This is a genomic window from Paenibacillus sp. FSL R7-0345 (genome assembly GCF_038595055.1).
GTDB lineage: Bacteria > Bacillota > Bacilli > Paenibacillales > Paenibacillaceae > Paenibacillus_AQ.
Genome location: NZ_CP152002.1, coordinates 4,897,971 through 4,921,328 on the forward strand (window position 1 = coordinate 4,897,971; position 23,358 = coordinate 4,921,328).

15 protein-coding genes are annotated in these 23,358 nt (G+C 53.3%); 5 read left to right on the top strand and 10 right to left on the bottom strand.

What is annotated here, in order from left to right; all coding sequences use genetic code 11:
- The first annotated feature begins 54 nt into the window (after positions 1–54).
- On the top strand, positions 55–2,478 hold the full coding sequence (locus NST84_RS21300) for an ABC transporter ATP-binding protein/permease (protein WP_342562149.1): 2,424 nt from the start codon (positions 55–57) through the stop codon (positions 2,476–2,478).
- An 87-nt stretch (positions 2,479–2,565) separates the two neighbouring features.
- Positions 2,566–3,519, top strand: coding sequence for a hypothetical protein (locus NST84_RS21305; RefSeq protein ID WP_342562150.1), 954 nt, complete (start codon positions 2,566–2,568; stop codon positions 3,517–3,519).
- 257 nt (positions 3,520–3,776) lie between these two features.
- Here the strand turns inward: NST84_RS21305 and NST84_RS21310 are convergent, their stop codons facing one another.
- From NST84_RS21310 to uxuA, 5 genes are all read right to left on the bottom strand, one after another.
- Positions 3,777–5,027, bottom strand: coding sequence for an ATP-binding protein (locus NST84_RS21310; protein WP_342562151.1), 1,251 nt, complete (start codon positions 5,025–5,027; stop codon positions 3,777–3,779).
- A gap of 47 nt (positions 5,028–5,074) precedes the next feature.
- On the bottom strand, positions 5,075–5,365 hold the full coding sequence (locus NST84_RS21315) for a MazG nucleotide pyrophosphohydrolase domain-containing protein (protein WP_342562152.1): 291 nt from the start codon (positions 5,363–5,365) through the stop codon (positions 5,075–5,077).
- A 327-nt stretch (positions 5,366–5,692) separates the two neighbouring features.
- Positions 5,693–7,099, bottom strand: a complete 1,407-nt coding sequence (uxaC, locus tag NST84_RS21320) for a glucuronate isomerase (protein WP_342562153.1) — start codon at positions 7,097–7,099, stop codon at positions 5,693–5,695.
- A 19-nt stretch (positions 7,100–7,118) separates the two neighbouring features.
- Positions 7,119–8,729, bottom strand: coding sequence for a mannitol dehydrogenase family protein (locus NST84_RS21325; protein ID WP_342562154.1), 1,611 nt, complete (start codon positions 8,727–8,729; stop codon positions 7,119–7,121).
- Between the two features lies 1 nt (position 8,730).
- Positions 8,731–9,807, bottom strand: coding sequence for a mannonate dehydratase (gene uxuA, locus NST84_RS21330; RefSeq protein WP_342562155.1), 1,077 nt, complete (start codon positions 9,805–9,807; stop codon positions 8,731–8,733).
- Between the two features lie 293 nt (positions 9,808–10,100).
- Here uxuA and NST84_RS21335 point away from each other — a divergent pair, with 293 nt between their 5' ends.
- From NST84_RS21335 to NST84_RS21345, 3 genes are all read left to right on the top strand, one after another.
- On the top strand, positions 10,101–10,754 hold the full coding sequence (locus NST84_RS21335; RefSeq protein WP_342562156.1) for a GntR family transcriptional regulator: 654 nt from the start codon (positions 10,101–10,103) through the stop codon (positions 10,752–10,754).
- A 21-nt stretch (positions 10,755–10,775) separates the two neighbouring features.
- Positions 10,776–11,261 (top strand): hypothetical protein, encoded by a 486-nt coding sequence (locus NST84_RS21340; protein WP_342562157.1) that lies wholly within the window; start codon positions 10,776–10,778, stop codon positions 11,259–11,261.
- Positions 11,262–11,559: 298 nt separating this feature from the next.
- Positions 11,560–12,111, top strand: coding sequence for a glutathione peroxidase (locus NST84_RS21345; protein WP_342562158.1), 552 nt, complete (start codon positions 11,560–11,562; stop codon positions 12,109–12,111).
- 300 nt (positions 12,112–12,411) lie between these two features.
- On the opposite strand, the gene NST84_RS21350 is transcribed toward NST84_RS21345, so the two are convergent.
- From NST84_RS21350 to NST84_RS21370, 5 genes are all read right to left on the bottom strand, one after another.
- Complete coding sequence (locus NST84_RS21350; RefSeq protein WP_342562159.1) at positions 12,412–15,984, bottom strand: sugar-binding domain-containing protein; 3,573 nt, start codon at positions 15,982–15,984, stop codon at positions 12,412–12,414.
- Between the two features lie 59 nt (positions 15,985–16,043).
- Positions 16,044–17,639 (bottom strand): extracellular solute-binding protein, encoded by a 1,596-nt coding sequence (locus NST84_RS21355; protein WP_342562160.1) that lies wholly within the window; start codon positions 17,637–17,639, stop codon positions 16,044–16,046.
- 214 nt (positions 17,640–17,853) lie between these two features.
- Positions 17,854–18,648, bottom strand: a complete 795-nt coding sequence (locus NST84_RS21360; RefSeq protein WP_342566485.1) for a Nif3-like dinuclear metal center hexameric protein — start codon at positions 18,646–18,648, stop codon at positions 17,854–17,856.
- Between the two features lie 12 nt (positions 18,649–18,660).
- Positions 18,661–20,787 (bottom strand): alpha-glucuronidase family glycosyl hydrolase, encoded by a 2,127-nt coding sequence (locus NST84_RS21365; protein ID WP_342562161.1) that lies wholly within the window; start codon positions 20,785–20,787, stop codon positions 18,661–18,663.
- Between the two features lie 262 nt (positions 20,788–21,049).
- Entirely contained in the window at positions 21,050–23,197 is a 2,148-nt protein-coding gene (locus NST84_RS21370; RefSeq protein WP_342562162.1) for a glycoside hydrolase family 52 protein, read from the bottom strand.
- Positions 23,198–23,358 lie beyond the last annotated feature (161 nt).

The window sequence follows — 23,358 nt, forward strand, 5'->3', positions numbered from 1 at the left end:
GATGTTCAGTTCATATAACTATGTTACGCTTTGCACAAAGACAGAGATTCAAGGATGAGAGAGGATGAGATTAACGGTATGCTGCAGCTTAAAAACATCTCCAAAAGCTATACCACCGGCAGTTTCACACAAACTGCACTTGATGATGTAAGTCTCGATTTCCGCAAAAACGAGTTTGTGGCCATTCTCGGGCCCAGCGGTTCGGGTAAAACAACCAGCCTGAACATCATCGGCGGGCTTGACCAATATGACAGTGGCGACCTGATCATTAACGGAACGTCGACCAAGGCCTTCAAGGACAGTGACTGGGACGCTTACCGGAACAACAGTGTGGGATTTATTTTTCAGAGCTACAACCTGATCTCCCACCTGAGCATCACCGATAACGTGGAAATGGGCATGACCCTGAGCGGCGTGAGTGCTGATATTAAACACCGGAAAGCAGTTGAGGCGCTGGAGAAGGTCGGGCTGAAGGATCATATCCACAAAAAACCGGGCCAGCTGTCCGGCGGCCAGATGCAGCGTGTCGCTATTGCCAGAGCGCTTGCTAACGATCCTGATATTATTCTCGCAGACGAGCCGACCGGCGCACTTGATACCGTAACCAGCGAGCAGATCATGGAGCTGATCAAGGAAATCGCCAAAGATAAGCTCGTTGTCATGGTTACCCACAACCCGGAGCTGGCAGAAGCCTATGCCGACCGGATTGTACAATTCAGGGATGGCAAGGTTATTTCTGACACCAACCCTCCAACCGAGCTTAAGACCAATGCCAATTATCAGCTGAAAAAGACGGCAATGAGCTACTTTACCGCCCTCAAGCTGTCCGGCAAAAATATCTCAACCAAAAAGTGGAGAACCGCGCTTACCGCCTTCGCCTCCAGTATCGGCATCATCGGGATTGCCCTGATTCTCTCCTTATCGAACGGGTTCGACAAGCAGATCAGCAGCTATGAGTCCGGAGCATTATCGAACTTCCCGGTGACGATTAGTGAAACAGCCGCGCAGATTGATATGTCTAACCCGCCGGGAGCGCAAACGGAGGAAGCCGACAAGAAGTGGACCGAATTTACAGATGCCTCTGAAGTATATCCATATGATCCAACGGCCAACACCGTTCTGCATACGAATGAGCTGAGCCCGGAATATCTGGATTATCTGGACAAAATCGACCCTGCACTGCTGGACGGCGTATCCTACAGCCGCAAGGTTAACATGAATATCCTCCGTTCAGATGGCGAAACTGCCGTTCCTATGGACACAGCCAGCCTGAACTTCACTACCTATCCCGATAAGCCGGCCGGTACCGAAGGCAGCTATCTGGCGGATTATTACGATCTGCTTGCAGGCAGCCTGCCAGAGCAGCCTACTGATCTGGTGATGGTTGTCGATGAATACAACCGGATGAACCAGAGTGTTCTCGAAGCCCTGGGTCTTGATTACGATGCTGCCAATGTCAGCTTCGACGATATTATCGGCCATGAGTTCAAGCTGGTCTATAATGATGACTACTACACTGAAGCAGACAGCATGTTCAAACTGAACGGCAACGCCGCCGATCTGAGCGAAATGTATAACAGCGCTAATGCGGTAACCCTGAATATCTCGGGGATTATCCGCAAGCAGCAGGATTCCCCAATGTCCACGATGTCTGCAGGTATCGCCTACTCGGACAGCCTCGCGGAACAGTTCATTGAAAATGCACAGGGCTCAGCCATTGTGCTGGCCCAGAAGCAGCAGGATCAGGTTAATGTGCTGACCGGCAAAGTCTTTTCCCAAATAGGGGGAATTGACATGAGCGGTATGGGTATGGGCATGGGAATGGGAATGGGAATGGGCGGCTCAAGCGCAAGCACTGACCCGGGCAGTGCTACCTCCCAGGAAGCCGCGCTTGCTGCCCTTGGCGCTGTAGCTACTCCATCCTCCATCTCCTTGTATCCTAAAGATTTCGGAGCCAAAGAGAAGCTTGTTGCCTATCTCGACAAATGGAACGATAAACACAGCAATGAAGAATTGATTGTGTATACTGACCTGGCAGCGATGGTGACCAGCCTGTCCAGCGGTATTATGGACGGAATTACAATGGTATTGATCGCCTTTGCCTCCATCTCACTGGTCGTATCCCTGATCATGATTGGTATTATCACTTACATCTCCGTGCTGGAACGGACTAAGGAGATCGGGGTGCTGCGCGCCCTCGGTGCGCGCAAGAAGGACATCACCCGCGTATTTAATGCGGAGACCTGCATTATCGGCTCACTCTCCGGACTGCTCGGCATCGGGATTGCTTATCTGCTGACCCTTCCGGTCAACATTATTCTTAAATCCATCACCGACCTGAACAATGTTGCGCAGCTCAATCCGCTGCATGCTCTCGGACTTGTCGTGCTCAGCGTCGGCCTGACCATGCTGGGCGGCTTCATCCCTGCCAAGTTCGCAGCCAAGAAGGATCCGGTTGTGGCACTGCGCAGCGAATAATCACTGTTTAACAAGGAGCTGATCTTGGACCTGCTCCTTGTTTTCTTTATAATGAAGAGAAAAACGAAACCATGGAGCCGCTAAACAATGAGGAAGTTCACAAATGAAACGGCCAAAAAAATAATGGCCAACGAGATCGGTGTCGAGGCACTGCTCAAGCAATATCCGGAGTATAAGGATGAGGTGCTGCGGGAGCTGGGTGACATTAAAAAGAACGCCGAGTCAAATGTAGTACAGGCCATCATCGACCGCTACACAGCCAGCGCCAAAATAGCCAATGCCAAAATCAGCAAAAGCGGGATGAACGAAGTCACTGTGAATGCTTTTCTGCCAAATATAATTAAAGCGCGGTTTGCAATCTATCTGCTGGAACAGCTGAATATTGCCGTCTCTGCCAAAACACCGGCCGGCAATATCCGCTTTAACCGCTGGGACGGGATGATCCTGCAGAAGCTGCTGTTCCGCAAGGGGTTTGAGCGCAAGCCGGTATCGCTGCCCGCGTTCCGCTTTTTCTGGAAATGGGTTAAGGATAAAACGATCCTGATGCCGCTGGTTAACAAAAAGGGGATTTACTGCTTCTACTCCAAAGAACTGATCAAGGAGCTCGCAGCGCTGACTCAGGACAAGAATTGCCTGGAGATTGCTGCCGGGGACGGCACACTGACACGCTTTTTAAATGAAGCCGGCATTGCCTGCACAGCAACTGATGATTACAGCTGGAAGCATTATATCGACTATCCTGCGTTTGTGGAGAAGGCCGATGCCAAATCGGCACTGGCTAAATATAGCCCGGAAGTAGTCATATGCTCCTGGCCTGTTCCGAAGAACCCTTATGAGAAGCATGTGTTCCGGACAGATTCTGTGCAGCTCTATGTCGTGATCGGGACCAGGAATTCTCAAACAACCGGGGATTTCGAGGCCTACCATAATGCGGATCAGTTTACGATGGAGTTAGACGAGCGCCTGTCAGCGCTGATTGTGCCGCCGTCCAGGGACAATGCGGTGTATCTTTTCCGGAAAAAGGCGGCTGCTGAACAGTAAGCCACACTTTACTAACAGCTAAACATCTGCCGCTATCCCTTTAACAGAAAAACGGCATGCCGCTGCCGGCATACCGCCCGTTCCCGTTTATTCTGTTATCCGACGATATGGCCTGCGCCTTGACGCTGCTATCTCTTTCGTGAGGCTCCCCTGCATGACCGGTGTTATAAAGTGTGTTTGTCAGCAGCTACTGATGCAGGATAGCGTTCACAATTCCATTTTACCCGTTGCAATATTTTTAAAACGGTATTTTGGACTCAGGATATTTTACTGGAAAAACTCTGTACTTTCTCCACCTTAAAAGGAATATCAAAGGCAAAGATACAGCCCTTTCCACTCGTTTCCTTCAGCCATATTTTACCGCCCATGAGCTCAGTCAGCTGCTTGCAAATAGAAAGCCCGAGCCCCGCTCCGCCGTATTTGCCCGGAGAACAATGCTCGTGAATTTGTGAGAAGGAGCGGAACAGGCTGTCTTGTTGTTCAGGCGGAAGTCCGATCCCCGAATCTCTAACTTCAACTGAAACCGTAACGCTGTCCATCGAATCGCTTGTATGCCGCACAAAGAGTCCAATCTCTCCCCGCTCGGTGAACTTCAGCGCATTGCTCACCAGGTTGGTTAAGATCTGAGTGACCTTTGGACTGTCCCCAAGCAGTATCGGGCTGTTCGGACTGCCATAAGCCGCATGCATCCTGATTCCCTTCTTCTCAGCATCGGCTGCGAACAATTGCAGGACATGGTCAACAGCGCCGCGGATATGGAAAGGTTTCAGCTCCAGCTTCAATGTGCCGGCTTCAATTTTGGAGTAATCGAGGATCTGGTTCATCATGGACAGCAGATTATTGCTGCTCTTCTCAATAACATCGACGTAAAGCACTTGTTCCTCTGTCAGCTCCGTCGTCTGCAGCAGGCTGGTCATGCCGATCACCCCGTTCATGGGAGTACGGATTTCGTGACTAAGCACGGCCAGCAGATTCTTCTTATCCTCCAGCACCAGCTCCGTCTTCTTCTCAGCCGTCCGTAAATGGGTAAGCACCGATTCCATTTCCAGCAAATCCGTGAAAAAAGCCGACAACGATACCAGCAGTTCCACATCACGCTCCTCATACTGGTAAAAGCCATGATCAAACGAGCACAGCGAGCCGTAGAACTCCCCTTTTTCATTGCGGATCGGCACTCCGATAAAGGAACATCCGCCGACAAATTCCGTTGCATCCATATCCTTGGTCAGCGGGTGGGTCAGATTGTTATCTATTATAAGCGGGCCTTGGGCATGTTCAGTGACAAGCGCACAATAGGATTCCTCATTGTCCACCACCAGCCCCTCGACCAGCATCACTTTTTCCCGGTTAAAGGACTTGAGCACCTTAGTCGAAAGACTGTCCAGGTTGGCTATACAAAATGTATTGGCCGGAATCAGCCTGCTTGCAGTGTCCATCACATTTGCTGCAGAAGCATACAATTTACCGGAAATGACCGACAATACATCAATGTATTCTGTTTTCAACATATCCCGCTCGTCCTTTCTATTCTATCTAACTTCGATCATATTAGGGGTCAAGCCCAGGTTCTGCGGTCATTAATCTCCCGTTTCTCCCGGAAAGCCTGCTCCAGATCAATATCCAGCTTGTTGGCCAGATCAAAAATATTCCATACTACATCATACATCTCATAGCCCAGATTAGCTTTGCGCTCGGCATCCGGATCAAAGGAGACCGACAGCACTTCCTTCGACAATTCACCAACCTCAGTCATTAAGTATAACATCCGCTGTTCAATAGTGCTCGTATCAAAGCCTTTAACTTCACTAAACGCTCTTACATACCGTTGAAACTCTCCTGCATCCATTTCTTATCCGCTCCCTGCTCCTATTCTCTCTATACGAAACTCATTATACATGAAAAAAACGCAGAACCCGAAATTGCAGGCTCTGCGTGAATGGAACTATATAGATTGAACTAATAATATTGCTGTTTTGGGATTGCATGTGACTCCAGAGAATGTTTGGACTTCCAGCCGCTGTTGTCTGCAGATTTCTTGATTTATACCGTTTTTAACGGTTGAAATCCGCAGACAAAGGCGGTCGCTACCGCTCCTCCAGTTCCAAAATTCTCCTCCGCCACTCTTTCCTTAACTTAAATTCTTAAGTTCAATTTATATAGGGGCTTTTCTGTTTTAAAATTTCAAGCCAAAATAGCGCTCAGCATTGTTGTAACAGATGTCCTGCACGATGCTGCCCAGGAAAGGCAGGTCGCTGGGCGCTTCGCCGCCGGCCACCCAGCCGCCGATCAGATTGCAGAGAATCCGGCGGAAATACTCGTGGCGGGTGTAGGACAGGAAGGAGCGGGAATCAGTCAGCATGCCGACAAAGCAGCTCAAGAGGCCAAGATTAGACAGCGAGGTCAGCTGCTTGATCATGCCGTCCTTCTGGTCGTTGTACCACCAGCCGGAGCCGAACTGGACCTTGCCCTTGATCCCTTCACCCTGAAAAGCACCGATCATCGCCGCCAGTACATCATTCTGCGCCGCATTCAGATTGTAGACAATCGTCTTTGGCAGTTCGCCTGTCCGGTCAAGACCATCCAGCAGCTTGTAGAGTCGTTCGGCATAGCTGTGGTCGCCAATGATATCGAAGCCCGTATCCGGCCCGAGCTTCCGGAACATCCGGGTATTCGGATTGTGGAGCGCTCCGATATGCAGCTGCATGGTCCAGCCGTACTCCGCATATCTGCGGCCCATGGCCAGGAACAAGGCTGTTGCATACTGGTCACATTCCAGCTTGCCGAGGCTCTCCCCGCTGAGACGTTTGCTGAAAATGGCTTCAAGCATGGACTCAGGCGCTTCCTCAAACGGCAGATCGGTGAAGCCGTGATCCGAGATCATGCAGCCGTGCTTATCGAAATATTCGATCCGCTCCAGCAGGGCGCGCTCCATGAGGGCATAGCTGGTAATCGCGTAACCTGCCGTCTGCTCCAGGCTGGCCAGGTAAGCCGGAAACGTATCGGCTCCAATTAACAGCGCTTTATCCGGACGGAAGGTTGGCGTAACACCGGTCTTGAACTCTTTTTGCGACGCTATTGCGGCATGGTATTTGAGATCATCCGCCGGATCATCAGTCGTACAGATCCATTTCACGTTAGAGCTTGTAATCAGTCCCCGGGCTGTGAAGCCGTCTGTCGCAATCAGCTTGTTGCAGTGGTCATAGATCTCCCGCCAGTTCTGCGGATTCAGCTGCTCCTCTACACCGAAATAACGCTTTAGCTCCAGCGCGGACCAGTGGTACAGCGGGTTGCCGACCGTATAGGGCAGCACCTCGCTCCACTTGGCGAACTTTTCTTCATCTGAAGCCGGACCGGTGATACATTTCTCCTCCACGCCGAATGTTCTCAGCGCGCGCCATTTATAGTGATCTCCGCCCAGCCAGACATCGGTTATGCTGTTAAAGCGTTTATTCTCTGCTATGGCCTGCGGATCAAGATGGCAGTGATAGTCAATGATCGGCATATCTTTGGCAAACTCGTGGTACAGTATCCGCGCTTCCTCCGACTGCAGCAGAAAATCCTCCTGAATTAATCCTTTCATTGCGTATGCTCCCCTGCCTTTATTTCACGTATTTCTCTAGCGTGCTTCTTACCGCTCCCGTCCCGGCCAGCAGCTCGTAGAACATGCCCTCGATTTTGCCGCCAAGGCCGATGTCATACAGCTTCACGCCGAACAGCTGCTCATCTTCGAGAATAGCACGTACATTAGAGCTGGTGTCGCCCAGCTTCACACCCTGCAGATGTCCCTGAAGGGTATCGAGCAGCGGGTCAGGACTAAGCGTAAAAGCTTCGCCTTTATCGTCCACACCCAGCAGATAACGGCACCATACAGCAATGGCCAGCGGGATGGCCGTCAGGTCAGCCGGGTCCAGGTCCTCCCTGCGGACATACGATTTAATCGTTTCCCCGAAACGGATGCCCACCTTTTGCGAGGTATCTGTTGCGATCCGCTGCGGCGCATCGGGAATGAACGGATTGGCGAAGCGTTCCTTCAGCACCTCATCAAGGAACTGCTTCGGACTGATAATACCCGGATCAACAACAACCGGCAGCCCTTCCTTGTAGCCGATAATCTCAACCAGCTTGCGCAGCGTATCGTCCTTCATCTCATCAGCAATCAGGGTGTAGCCGAGCAGGCAGCCGGATACGGCAAGCGCCGTATGCAGCGGGTTAAGGCAGGTAGTTACCTTCATCGTTTCTATATTATTGACCGTATCCCGGTCGGTGAAAATAATCCCCGCCTGCTCCAGCGCCGGACGGCCATTCGTGAACTTGTCTTCAATGACCAGATATTCGCTGATCTCGGCATTAACAAACGGTGCGGTATAGGTATTCTTGGAGGTAACAATAACATCCATCTCGCCAATCCCCTGCTCCAGCAGTGCAGCCTGGACGGTTTCGGACGGGCGCGGTGTGATTTTATCGATCATCGACAGCGGGAAAGTAATCAGCTGCTCATTCAGCAGATAGTCCACAAATCCTGCTTCCACCGAGCCTTTTGCCGCCCATTCCTTGGCAATTGTAACGATCCCGTTCTTGAGCTTATCCCCGTTATGCGAGCAGTTATCCATGCTGACAAAAGTCATCGGGTATGCGCCCTTCAGATACCGCTTGTATGCAAGGGCAGCCACGATACTCATCGCATGGACCGGCCGCTCCGGTCCGCCGGCGATATCCTTCTCCACTATGCCGAGATATTGGCCGTTCGGGCCGGTCAGGGAATAGCCCTTCTCTGTAATCGTGAAGCTGGCCATCTGCAGGCTCGGGTTCTCGAAGATTTCAGTCAGCCGCCGGTCATCCGCTTCGCGGGTTTTGTCGGCAGTGATGCCTTCCACGATGCTGCTTATGATCTTCTTCTGGAAGTCGCCGCGCGCATTCATCAGCACCAGCAGTGTCAGATTGTCATACGGCTTGTAGACCTTGTCGATCATTTCAAAATCAAACGTCTCCGCCGCAATAATCCCCGTGTCCGCCGCCCCGCTGTCGAGCAGCTTCTGATGGGCATTCGCCACAAAACCGCGGAAGATGTTGCCTACGCCGAAATGTACCCATTCCGGCTTCTCCAGCGTATTCTGCGCAACGGTGTCATAGTCGAACTTGGGAAGCTCTACACCGGCGGCCTCCCAGGCGGCCGCTTCATTACGGATACTGGATCGGGTCAGGCGCAGCATGTTACTTCGCCTCCTTTACATTCTCCAGGCTATCCCATACGCCAAGCAGATACATAATACCCATCGCTCTGTCGTAGAGGCCATAGCCCGGACGGCAGTTCTTCTCTTCTCCCCAAAGGTGACGGCCGTGGTCCGGACGCACATAGCCGGTGAACCCGCTCTCATGATAGGCCTTTACCACCTCAGCCACATCAACACTGCCGTCGCGGCCGCGGTGGGACACTTCGATAAAGTCTCCATTCTCGAATACCTTAACGTTACGGATATGGGCAAAATAAATCCGGTCATGGAACTCGCGGATCATCGCCGGCAGATCATTCGCGGGATTGGTGCCGAGCGAACCTGTGCAGAAGGTCAGTCCGTTGTACGGGCTGTCTACGGCATCCAGCATCCGGCGGATCGTGTCCCGGCTGCGGATGATGCGCGGCAGCCCAAAGATCGGCCAGGCCGGATCGTCAGGGTGAATCGCCATTTTGATATCCACTTCTTCACATACCGGCATGATGCGCTCCAGGAAGTACACCAGGTTCTCGAACAATTTATCTTCTGTCACATCAGCATAAGCCGCGAACAGATCATCCAGCCTCTCCAGACGCTCCGGTTCCCAGCCCGGCATTGTAAATTCGCCTGCGCCCTTAAGGATGCGGTCAACCATCTCGCGCGGATTATCGGTAATGGCAGCCTTTTCATAAAAGAGGGCGTTCGATCCGTCCGGCAGCTCCTTGTACAGCTCCGTACGCGTCCAGTCGAAGACCGGCATAAAGTTGTAGCAGATGACCTTTACGCCGACTTTGGCCAGCTTACGGATCGTATCAATGTAAATGTCGATGTATTGGTCGCGGGACGGCAGGCCGATCTTAATGTCATCATGAACGTTAACACTCTCTACTACAGCGGTGCTGAAGCCCTTGGCTGTAATCTGATCCGCAACCTTCTGGATTTCCTCCATCTCCCACACTTCCCCTGCCACCTTATGATGCAGCGACCATACAATGCCCATTACCCCCGGAATTTGCCGGATGTGATCCAGAGTAACATTGTCGTTCCCTTCGCCGTACCATCTCCATGTCATGTTCATAAATAAAGCCCTCCTTATAATGTATAAATTAAAATGAAGAAGCATTGTGTCAATCAGACTCACAGCGAGCTGCCAAAGGTAAGACTGACACACAATTAATCTTGTATACAAGTTTGACTTGATCATAATTTAAACCTTCTAAAGTTGTCAATACCCAATTAAAATCGTATATGTATGCCCTTACAACGGCGATATTTGCGGCTTTTTTCACAATTAAACCGGTTGATTCTTTTGTTAACCTTCGACATGATGTATACTAGACAATAAAATACAACGATGGAGCAAACGTAGCCATGTCAATCAAAGAAGAAATCATGAAAACATTGAAGCAGGAAATCCTCACCCTGACCCTGAAGCCGGGCGCCATCCTCAGTGAGACTGTCCTGTCCGAACGGTTCCAGATTTCACGGACACCGCTGCGTGATGTGCTGAAGCAGCTCAGTCTGGAATCGTATATTGATATTTATCCCAAGAAGGGGAATCTGGTCTCTTTTATCGATCTGGAGTCGGTGGAGCAGATTATTTTTCTGCGGAGTGTACTCGAGAAGGAGATCATTAAGCATCTCTCGGAGCATCTTGCGCTGAAGGGTGTGCATGAGCTGAAGGATATACTGGACCGGCAGAAGGCCGTTATCCGTGAAGACAATGCCACCGAACCGTTCCTCAACCTGGACGATGCGTTCCATGCCGCCCTGTTCCGGCTGGCCGGCCGGGAGTATCTGTGGAACCTGATTCAGCAGTCCAATGTGCATTATGTCCGCTACCGCAGGCTGCACATGCTGAGAAAAGAAAAGCTCGAGGAAATCTGGCACGAACACCAGCGTATCCTCGAATACATGACACAGCGCGAGACCGATAAGCTGGAGGCGCTGATCCATCACCATCTGCGGGAGGATATTAACTCCCTGTATCTGCAGGAGAATTTTGCGGAGTATATCCGGGGTTAGAGTACCCTGGATATGTGTTGTGTGTATAGCGGCGGGATAATCAAAGGCATTTTTGCCTTTGATTTCGGCCGTACGCCCGCTTCGGGCAAAATCAAAGGCATTTTTGCCCTTCATTTCCGCGATACGCCCGTTTTGGGCATAATCAAAGGCATTTTTGCCTTTGGTTTCGGCCGTACGCCCACTTCAGGCATAATCAAAGGCATTTTTGCCTTTGATTTCGGCCGTTTGCCCACTTTGGGCATAATCAAAGGCATTTTTGCCTTTGATTTCGGCCGTTTGCCCACTTTGGGCATAATCAAAGGCATTTTTGCCTTTGATTCCGGCCGTTTGCCCACTTTGGGCATAATCAAAGGCATTTTTGCCTTTGATTTCGGCCGTACGCCCACTTCAGGCAAAATCAAAGGCATTTTTACCTTTGATTTCAGCTGTACGCCCACTTCAGGCAAATTCAGAGGCACTTTTGCCTCTAATTCCGGTCGTCTGTTCAATCAAAGATTGTTACTTTAACCAGCCGACTCCCATCCTCCTACGCAGCAATGCCACTCCCCCTTTTACATACACAATTATCCATCAGCCATACACCATCTGCCTCTGCCATCCGAGAACACACTAATCTATTCATGAGCCTGGCTCACCTCCTGGAGTTTATAGCAATACTGACTGCGTTATCCTCCCTCCCGGAATCGAGCGAAACAGACATTATCAGTTTTTCCTATAAATTTGATCGCATTTATATATTAGACCAATAAGACAATACACCATATTATGTTTTTATGTAACGCTAACTTAGGGGGGGAATGATCTGATGTCTATATATGATTTTCAAGTAAATACGATCAGTGGTAAGACCATTGACTTATCAATGTACCTCGGAAAAGTACTCCTTATTGTTAACACTGCCAGTATGTGCAGTTATTCCCGCCAATTCGCCGGTCTTCAAAAGCTTTATGAAAGCTACAGTAAACAGGGATTTGAAATACTCGGTTTTCCTTGTAACCAGTTCAATGGGAAAGAGCCCGGAAATAACCCGGAGGTGCAGGAATATTGTAAGCAAAGCTTCGGAGTGACGTTTCCGTTATTTGAGAAAGTGGAGGTTAGGGGACAGACTGCTCATCCAGTATTCAAGTTTTTAACGGAGCAAGCGCCATTTCAAGGCTTCGATACCCGGACTCCGAACGGGGAATGGATGCAGAATTTCCTGCAAGAAAAATATCCTGAGATTTACGCCGGGGATGGGATCAAGTGGAATTTCACAAAATTTTTGATCGGCCGGAACGGACAAGTACATAATAGATACGAAACAATGATAGAACCGTTTGAAATACAGCCGGCAATCGAAGGACTGCTATTAAAGTAAAGGGATGGTTTCACTCCTTCTGTTAACGGGAAGAATTATTCGGATAAGGTCAGTAGGAAGTGAGACAAGAAAACAACACGCAGCGCGCCGGCACCCGTGTTGTTTCGCTCTTAGTTTGAGTTTGCATTCATCAGCAAAATTCTTCCCCGGCCATGTTCTTGCTTCGCTTTTCTCCAGCGCTTTATCCGCTTGACTTATCGGGAAAATGGAATCAAATAACTCCATTACAAAAAAAACAGCGACCGCCCAGGACCCGATAATCTTGTCCACGGCAGCCGCTAATTCAATTTATCAATCAGCCTAATGCTTGTTGCCCTGCTCTCCGTTTTCCTGCTCATCACCCGGCATAAACCGGAACCACTGCAGGTCAAAGTTACTGCCCGGCAGGAACAGGAAGGTTACCGTTTGTGCGCCGTGTACAGGCTCAAGCGCAAATTCCCGCACCGTATAGCTGTCTGCTCCCGGGAATTCAACCAGCTGCTTGGAGTCTCCATCCGGGCCGCTGAACAGCAGGTGCACCGTGTTGTTCGCAAGCGGAGAACGCCCGCAGATCTGCAGCCGTGCTGCTCCCTGCGTGCCGAAGTCCATATCCTCATAGATCAGCGATACATTGTTGCCGATCCCCTCAATTGCACTCTCCACAGCAGAGAAGGTATCACCGTAAATCCGGCTGTTATCCAGTGCGCCGAGACGGGCGAACGCTTTTTGCTGACGGGCGAACAGGAAGCCTTTGAGGTGGATCTTTTTGCGCAGAATGAAGGATAATGTTGTGACGCCCCGCAGGCGCCGGGGAAGCTTATACGTCTCCTCCTGGTACACATTCCAGCGGGACGGCTTCTGGTACAATACTGTATCCAGCAGCACTGCGCCGGGCCGGCCCGGAATCCCTTCCCAGATCTCTATCGGATATTCCTCGCTGTCCAGTGCGAATATAGGCAGCGTCAATTCATCTGCGCCGTAGCTGCCGAAGTCGATCCGCTCGAAGCAGATTAGGCTCTCCCCTTCACGCGCCGTCGCCACACCGCGTTCATTGCCGTTGGTCAGGTTGTAGCTGGCGGTGCTGTGATAAGCGGCGGAGATGAATTCATACGGATTCAGATAAGCCTGGCCGAAGCCGCTAAGCTGGATCTCCATCTGTGAATAGATCCGGATGCCCTCTGCCCCGTTACGCACTCCGCACCGTACAAAGACGTCTCCGTCCCCGAGAGGGGTAATCAGCACTTCCTGTCCCTTAACCTCAAGCGCAGCAATATTGGAATCCACTCCGGCCGCGTTGGTGATGCGCCATTCCACATCCTGATAAGTGGCGTTCTCCGGGTGCAGCTTCACGCGGATGGGCAAGCCGGACTTGTCCGGGGTCAGCACAGTGCCTTCCGGGCAGAGGATCTCCAGCTTCCGCACCGGCACCTCAAGCAGGGTCTCACCGCCGGTATCCCCGGTGCTCCGGCCAGTTTCCCGCCCGGCTTCAAGCGGGCAATCCGCGTAGAGCACCCGCTCCTCCTGATCTCCCCCCGCAGCCATAACAGCAGGCACAGCCTGCAGCACGATTTCTGCACCGGCAAGACCTGCGGATTCCGCGCGCAGCGTTATCGCCCCCGGCTCCAGTGTACCGGCAATAATCGCCAGCAGCTTGCCGCTGAACATCCGGCGGCTTGTGCCTTTGTAGGCTTCGTAATCGGTGCTGTCCCCGTTATCCAGGCCGACCAGCCGTCCCGGTCCTTCGATGCTCAGCTGTACCCGGTTGTTGGCATTCTCCACCGGCAGGCCATTAGCATCAACAGCCGCAATGGTGACAAAAATCAGATCCTGCCCGTCAGCGGCCAGCTCCTGCTTGTCGGCTGCCAGAACGAGCGAAGCCGCATCACCGAAGGAAGCCCGCTGCTCTGAAGCAATCACCTGGCCATGCTCATCATAGGCATCGGCCCGGAGAACACCTGCCTTAAAAGGCAGCTTCCAGTTCCCTACCAGCTGCAGGCCGTTTTCATGGTCAATATCATAGGTTCCCTGCGATACGTCATCCAGGAACAGCTCAATCCGCGGGGCGTTAGAGCAGACACGGACATCGATCAGCTGCCCTTCAGAGAAATCCCAATACGGAAAAATATGAACCATCGGGGAAATCCGGTAATCCGTCCACTCCGCCTGATAAATATAACAGGAATCCTTCGGGAACCCGGCGGTATCCAGCTGTCCGAAGTAGGAGTTCTTGGTATGATACGGTGTCGGCTCCCCGATATAGTCAAAGCCGGTCCAGAGGAATTGTCCCAGGGAATACTTGGCGTCCCGGTCTCCGGTGATGCAGGTTTCTGTATTCTTCGCGCCCCAGCTGGTCGAGCTGTTGCCAAGCGCTGAACACTGCAGGTCATCATCGGCAAGCACCGGCTGCTCCAGCGGAAAATGATAGACTCCCCGGCTCTGCACCGTCGAGCAGGTCTCGCTGCCGTAGATAATCCAGTCGGGATGCTCCGCATGATGAGCATCATAATATTTCTCACCGTAGTTATACCCGGCAACCTTGACGATGTCTGCGCATTTCCGGGCATTCTCCCACGGCATATAGTTCGAGCCAATTGTCGCAAAACCGTTGCCCCGCGGGTCATGCAGCAGCACCTCATCCTGGAGCATCCGGGTAACCTCCTGGCCCCGCTCACCAGCGTGAGTATCATAGATCTCGTTGCCGATGCTCCACATGATCAGGCTCGGACGGTTCCGGTCGCGCCGGACCCAGCTGGCAATATCCTTCCTCCACCAATCCGGGAAGAAACGGGCGTAGTCGTACGGCGTCTTGCTGCGCTCCCACATGTCAAACGCCTCCGACACAATCAGCACGCCCATCTCATCCGCCAGCTCCATCAGCTCGACCGCAGGCATATTATGAGCGGTACGGATCGCGTTCACGCCCATCTCCTGCAGCAGCACAATCTGCCGCCGCAGCGCGGCCTTATTAACCGCTGCCCCCAGCGCGCCAAGATCATGGTGCTGGCACACCCCGTTCAGCTTAAAGGACCGGCCGTTGAGGAAAAATCCTTTCTCACTGTCCAGCTCCACCGTCCGGAAGCCGAAACGCTCACGCTCTTCCTGAATAACGATCCCTCCGGCCAGCAGCTCTGTCTTGAGCCAGTACAGTTGCGGATGCTCAATATCCCAGAGCGCAGGCTGCTTCACTGCCAGACGGCAGTGGGCATGCACGGTCCCGCCGCCGTCCGCCATCAGCACTGCGGACTCCTCCCGGGCCACAGCATTACCGTCCGCGTCCAGCACCGTGTGGCGGAGCGTGTAAGCTGCCTTTTCCCCGCCGGCTGCATGGTTCTGCACGTTGTCTCCCGGCCTGTCGGCAGTATCTGCCAGCTCCAGCTCTGTATCCACATCCACCGTCCAGTTCCCGCCGTCTGCCGGTCGCGCAGCAATGTAGATTCCGTCAGCAGCAATATGGCTCAGCGGATATTCACGCAGCCACACCGAGCGGTAAATGCCTGCCCCGGAGTACCAGCGGGAATTGGGCGATTCATGGACGACCCGCATCACAATGCTATTATCACCTTCCTGCAGATAAGGCGTAATGTTAAACTCAAAGGTGGAATACCCATACTTCCACTCCCCCGCCTCCTGTCCGTTTACGTACAGCGTCGAATCCATGTATACGCCTTCAAAACGCAGAGCGCAGCAGCGCTCCAGCGGTATTTTATCCAGTGTAAGCGTCTTGCTGTACCAGCCCTCCCCGTTCTCATAGAGCGCATTCGTATCATAGATCAGCCAGTCATGCGGCAGGGTAACCGGCATCCAGTCCGCCTCCGCCATTACTTTTGTCAGCTCAGATCCCAGCGGCTGCTTGCTGAACTGCCAGCCCCCGTTCCATTTACGCGCAGTGTTCATTCTGTAATCTCCTCCTGTATGTTTCTTCATCCATTTATCTCCGGCCATGTATGCTGAGCTTAACGCTTCAGATACCGCTCATAGGCTGCCTGCTGAATGTCCAGCGCCCGCTCAATCCCCATATCGCGCATCTGCTGTACGTATTTATCGTAGTTATCCACGGACTCGGTGCCCAGAATGATTTTGAGTTCCGTTTCTTTGACCAGTGTGTTGATGTCGTTCATAATGCTGCCCAGCTCATCGGATTCCTCGCCTGTCGGCGTAACCGGCGGGAGCAGATGGCGTTCGTGGTTCGTATTTTTCCAGATGTCAATGGCTTCCGTAGTCTGGGTGAATTTGACCGGCAGATTATTATCCTGCTGAATCATCGGAAAATTGGTACCGTGGGAGTACTTCAGCATGATTTGATCACTGGAAATCCCATCCGGGTTATTCGCGACAAAATCCGTGTATTCCGGCCCTCCGCCCGCCAAAGTATACGTAGTCCCCTCGATTCCGAAAGTGTTCAGCATACTGCCCTCCTCGGTAAAAGCATAATCAAGCCAGCGCATCGCCGCCTCCACATGCTTCGTATTAGCCGAAATGGCTGCAGAGTACGTTCCGGCATAGGGATTATCGAGCTGGCCGAACTCCGGCGTCTTCCCCTTGGCTGCGGCAGGATACGGGGCGGCTGCGAAACCGGCGTTCAAACCCGCTGCCTGTGCAGCCGAATTATAGCTCTCGATGTAAAATTGCCAGCCGATTGTCGCTCCGCTCTCGCCCGAGGTCATTTTTTTATCCACAGTCGCCGCATCGATGGAGGCAAAATCCTTGTCGATCAGTCCCTCCTTATACCACTGGGCCATCGTCTTCAAATACTCCTTATATCCCGGCTCCAGGTAGCCGTAGACCACCTGCCCGTCATTGACATAGAAGTTGCCCATCACCCCGAAAGCCCCGGCAAAGCCGCCAGTCCGCTCGCCCAGAAATAAGGTCCGGAGCGTCAGCGGGGCGCTGGCTTGTTTTTGTTCTTTAAAAGCGGTCAGAACCGTATGCCACTCGCCGATCGTCTCCGGGATGCCAAGCCCCAGCTCGTCCAGCCAGTCCTCGCGGATGATCGGTCCGCCGTACACCCTGCCGGTTTCCGAACGGATGAACGGGAAGGCGTAGTAGGTGCCGGCATCGGTTTTGATCATTTTATCGATTTCCGGGTGCTCGGCCAGCGTTCGTTTCAGGTTGGGCGCATATTGGCCGATCAGATCATTCAGCTTGAGAATGTAGCCCTGCTCCACCGCTTTATCGGGACCGCCGGGGAACTGCAGCCAGGTGTTGAGAAAAATATCAGGCAGCCCGCCCGACGCCAGCAGCAGACTGAATTTCTGGTCGTTCATCGGTGTGCCCCCGAGCTGCCTGATCCGTATTCCTGTTCTAAGCTCATACTCGTCATCAATCGGCAGACGCTCCGGCGTCCCGCCCAGCTGCTCATTCATAAACGTGAGCGTGATGTCCCCGGCCATGGGATAGGAAAAATCAGCGGATTCCACAGACGGATTGCCCGAGGGTGTGTTAGAAGCGCTTTCATTATTAGAGCCTCCGCATCCTCCGGCAAGCAGGGCAATGCCCAGTAAAAAAATGGCTGAATGCCTGGCCCTTCCTTTTCTCCAACTTTTGCTCAACATGATGACCTCCACTGTAAAATATGGGCCCGGTTACCGCCCTGTGCGACTTCATGCGATTTCATGCACCTTCAATGTATGCTATAAACAGCGCCCGGAGCAATGTTCAATATGCAAAATGGATTGTCATTATCATAAAAAAGCTTGCAATATCCCCCTATTATGACATACCGGCAAAACCAAAAACCTCCTTGGCAGCAAGGAGGTTCAGGAGTTAAATCACTTCAAACACCGGGCGTTCCGGGATGTAATGCACCGGCACCGCCGGAAACTGCGCCGCCAGCCGCTCTGCCAGCAGCCTCATGCCCGGTGCCTCACTCTCGGCGTGCCCGAGCATGATCAACGCCTTGCTGCGCCCCTGCTGCACGGCATCCCTGACATATTCCGGCGTCTCCCATTCCGGTCCCTCCCCGGCAATAATCAGGTCCAGCCCTTCTTCCCCGTACAGGGGAATCGCCAGCTGGCCGCCGCCGCGGTAGCCGACCAGAATGCCAATTTTGCTGCAGGTACCGGATACATCCCCTGCTGCGCGTACATTTGAAAGCTGCAGCCTGCGCTTCACATGCTCCGCAATCTCCCTGAGCGCTGCGGGCGGGAGCGTCAGAATGGACACCGCCGGGCGGTGCTCTGCCACATACTCCTGCCAGCCCAGTGCTGCAATCAGCCCCTCGGTAATACCGTCCGGCGTATAGCGGTGTACATAGTCATGGAGCCGGTAAATGCCTGTTTCCGAGCCGGCAAGCAGCGCCGACTTCTGGAGGTAAACCGGGTCCCGACAGAGCCGTTCACGCTGGTCCTGGTGGCTGTAATAGATTCCTTCATGGGAGAGGATCAGGTTGGCTCCCAGGACAGCCGCCTGTTCTATCACATATTGCGAGGCGGTAAATGCGGTGACAATTCCCCGCACCTCCGTCTCCGGTGCTCCTGTTTCCAGCCTGTCTACCGTCTGCTCCGGCACGGGAATTCCGGCCGTCAGCCAGTCAATAACCGTTCCAAAGGTAATTGTCATGTTCATATCCATTTAGTAGATGGTACGTGACAACTGATCTTCTATACCGCTTTTCCGGTAAAAGTACGTGTTGATCTGGTCACGCCATTCCTTCGCATGTGCGGCTTGCCCTGTAAGACGCTGTTCCACCTGCACATACAAATCCTCTCTTACCTTATCCTTCAAGGTCTGCCAGGAGGACAACAGCCCTTCCGCCTGCTGCGCACCTTCAAAATGCGTATCGTAAATGTGCTGGATTACGGTTTTGCCGGAATGAAGCACATGGGTGTACGGCACATGGTGGAAGAACAGCAGCAGCTCATCCGGGCATTCCTCAAGCGACTCGTAGCGGGCAGCGTTGCTGCCGATGTACTGGGCGCTGTATCCGGTTCCCGTCTTCACTGTCCGGTCGACCCCGATCCCGCGGTTGTCGGCGTAATGATAGGTGCCCCACTGCGAATATTCATAGCCGTCCACATTCGGCCCGTAGTGATGCTCCGGATTGATCATCCAGCCCACACCAAGCGGAGCGGTGTAGGATTCATAGATTTCTAATGAATCCAGTAAAATCCTACTGATTACGTCCGCCACCTCCTGATTGCTGCCGAAGGTCAGGGCAATCCATTCAGCGGCAATGGCTTCCGCGCTGAGATCAGGATTCCAGGCCAGGCGGCCGTAGCCGTACAGGTTGGCCTGGGCCAGCAGATGGCCGGTCCAGTTGATGTCATTGCCGGTGTTGGACACCGCCGCAATCCCGCTATGCCGGTTGCCCCACAGCGAGCCGTCCACAATGCGCTTCACCGGGGAAGCCTCACCTTTGGCAAGGGTCTGGAATTCCAGTACCTCCTTCCACTGGGGCACCAGATAGCAGACATGACGCTGCTGGCCGGTATATTCCTGGGCAATCTGGAATTCAATGATCTGATTGGTCTGCTCCAGCGCCCCAAACAGCGGGGAGACCGGCTCTCGGACCTGAAAATCCATCGGACCGTTCTTGATCTGGAGGATGACATTCTCCTTGAATCGGCCGTCCAGCGGTTTGAAGTGGTCATAGGCTGCCCGCGCACGGTCTGTCTTGCGGTCACGCCAGTCCTGCTTGCAGTTGTACACGAAGCAGCGCCAGATGACGATGCCGCCGAACGGCTCCAGCGCCTCAGCCAGCATGTTGGCCCCGTCGGCATGGTCGCGTCCGTAGGTGAACGGTCCCGGACGGTTCTCCGAATCCGCCTTGACCACAAAGCCGCCAAAATCCGGAATCGCCTGATAGATTTCAGCCGCCTTGTCCTGCCACCAGCTGCGCACGCCCGGATCAAGCGGATCAGCCGTACCTGCCCCGCCTTCCTGCATTGGCCCGGCAAAATTCACGCTCAGGAACAGCCGGATCCCATACACTCTGAACTGGTCCGCGATTTCGGCCACCTGCGGCAGATACTCCGAGATGAACAGCGTTTCCAGCGCATGCACATTTACATTGTTGATTGCAATGGCATTGATACCTGCGGAGGACATCAGGCGCGCATAATCGCGGACCCGCTCCATATCCCCGACAAACCGGTTATTATCATAGAAAAATGACCTGCCGGCATAGCCCCGCTCCACACTGCCGTCAAAGTTATCCCAGTGGTTAATCATCCGCAGGCTATTGACCGGATTCACCGTTTCATCAAGTGCCCCGATGGGCTGAAGCGTGCCGATGAGCCGCAGCAGATGGAACACTCCGTAGAGCACGCCTGCCGGCGAGGAGGCACCAACAGCAATGCAGTTATGCTCCGCGCTGGTGCGGATGGCGAAGCCTTCGCGGCCGACCTTGCGGATGTCAGCCTCTGCAAACACGCTGCCGATCAGCGCGTTGCCGCCACCAAAGGTGCCGAAGGCAACGACCGGGCCTGCGCCGGTCTCTGTAGAATGCTCCGGGGTATTTGCTGCGGTGACCGCCAGAGCACCTTCCGCCTGCATCTCAATGCCCAGCATCGAAGCTACACCCCGCTTCCATTCCGCAAGCGCAGCCTGAACTGTGTCGTCCGTCTCCGTAACACTCACCGCTCCGCACCATCTCACATATTGCTCCTGAAGCTTGCCCTGCGGCAGCTCAGGGTAGCTCAACCAGGCATTGTAGCCATGATCCTGCAACAGATTGTTGATCCCGCCCGCCTCATTCATCCGGAAATCTCCTCCTGATTGTTCCTGATTATTGTTACTTAATAACTTTAGCTGCACTCTGTACAGCTATTTCGGCCATTTTTGCTCCTCTAACTGTTTTAAGTGTAATCCGTACACCTATATCGGCCGATCAAGCCCATTCAGCCCGAATTCAGCCGATTTAGCTGTACCAAATGCAGCTATTTTGTGCAAACGCAGATTTCCCCTGCTTTTAGTTGCACCAACTGCAGTTATTGAGCCTTCCAGGTTTTATTGGCACCATTTAATTCGCGCCGGCCAGCTCCGTCAGCGACCGGCTGCCCGTACCCTCCAGCAGCCAGAGAATTGCTGTAACGCCGCGCGGGTAATACTTGCTGCCGCCGATCAGGCCGCCCAGAATCTGGTCGCTCCAGCACCAGTAGGACAGCTCGGGATGCAGCAGCCAGCCCACATGGGCGGCATCTGCCGCACGGCCGCTCTCCTCCCAAGGCAGATGCAGGATCTCTCTGGCGATAAACTGCGAGAGATAGATTTTGCTGAGCCAGGAGTTGTTGCTGGTGGAGGACAGCTTCCAGCCGCCGTCAGCGAACAGGCAGATGCCCGGAACCAGTACGGTCTGCAGATGCGTGTTCAGCGCACTCAGGTACCCGGCAAACCGTCCGGACGGATCAAGCGCCTCCTCACAGCCGGTGAAAAGCGGGAAGATTAGCCCTTCAATCGCCGGAATGATGCGCGAATCGTTGTTTTCGTGGATGACAGCCGGAATATACCCTTCGCTGTTCAGCTCTGCCGCAATGGAAGCGGCGCATTTCTCCGCCTGCAGGCCAGCCTCCGCCGCCAGCTCCGCCAGTCCCTCCTGCCCGAAAAACTTCTCCAGCGCCACATAGGCCGCCCAGCATTTGCCCGCCATATAAATGTTATTGCGTGACTGTCCCAGCGAGGTGTCCAGACTGTCGTAAGTGGTAATTTCTGCTCCGCCCTGCGTCCGGTTGCTGTCCAGTCCCATCAGGCCGTTGCGCTGCTCCTTGTCCGGGTGATCACGGTTCAGCATGCTCTCGAAGCAGGCCAGGAGCACCGGCAGCATGTTGTCCGCGAATTCACGGTCCCCGGTCTGTTCAATATAGACGAGCGCCGAGACCAGCCAGTTCACCAGCTCCTCATGACTCATATAGGAAAAGCAGTCATCCAGCCCCGCCAGCTCATAAGCGGAATACTGCGGACGCGAGAACACATTGGCTACGCCGACATCGTGAGTAAAGCTGATGCCGCCCGGATACTCCGTGGTTTCTCCCGGAAACACAACCTTATCCTCATAGCTGTAGCGGTCCACGAACAATTCCAGCTCATTTCGTACCGTCCATGGATTCATCACCAGCTCAAAGAATAGCTGATCCGCAGTCAGATCCAGCGTATTCATCATCCGGTACTCGCCTTCGTTGACAATCCACAGATATTTCTCGCCGTCATGCAGCAGCTGCGTGCTTCCGTAATAACTGTGAATTGCATGCGACAGCATAAAAGTCTGGTCTGCGCTAAGCCCGGCCGAGTGAATCCAGGCATCAGCGTCCGTACAGGCAGCGGTCAATTCACCGAAATGCTCCAGCGTATAACCGGCAACCTCCTCGATATTCCGGAAGAAGCGGGTATACGCATAGCCGGCATCCATTCCTGTAGTTACCAGACCGCCGCGGTAAAAGCAAACCGCAAACCGGTACGTCCGCTTTTCGCCAGCCGGAACGTCCATCAGTACCGCACCCGTGCCGCCCAGTCCAAAGGACAGATTATGCTCAAGCTTGGCCTCCAGAATCTTTTCCATGGTAAAGCCGAGCGCCGACTGCACGCCTTCCTCCGCACAGGCAACCGCCGTCAGCCGGCCTTGTCCGATCCCCTGAAAAGCGCCTCCGCTCGTATCGCCCAGCCTGCGCATGGAGCTGTAAGGGTCGCTGCCTTCATAGCCGAAAAAGCCTCTGCGGGCAAAGGTTCCCCGGGTGTTGTCGAGCGTAAGCTCAGCAAAAACCGCCGGCAGCAGGGCTGCCTTCAGCGATCCCTCATCTGCGGTGGACGGATCAGGTACCGACCGGACGGGAGAATACACCTTGAAGGTCAGGTCTCCAGCCTGCCACGTATCGCTTGCTGTTCCCAGCGTCCGGCTGATCGCTTCATCTTGAAACGCTTTCAATTTAATTTGGGCGGTCTCATCCGCTTTTTCTATATCATATCTGGCTCCGGCATCTGCCACCTGCTCAAAAAAAGGCAGCACCTCATAGCTTTCACCGTCCGCAGACTGAAAACCGATGTACATATTCTGGTCAGCCGGCTTGCCCAGTTCCAGCCCTAGCCCTCCATTCTTACCTTTAAAACCGAGTGTGAAGCTTGCAAATGCCCCGATAGGTGAATGCTGGACATTATAGAATGGATTAGACTTTGTCATAATGGCTCCTTCCTGATACGCAGCATGCGAGTTTGGCAGTTTATAGATTGCCCATTCTCATCCTATCACGGGGCTCTATGCCGGGGACATTGCCAAATCAGGCAGAAATTTACCCAAATCAAGCCAAACTCCGCTATACTAAAATTGACAGAGAACTTGTG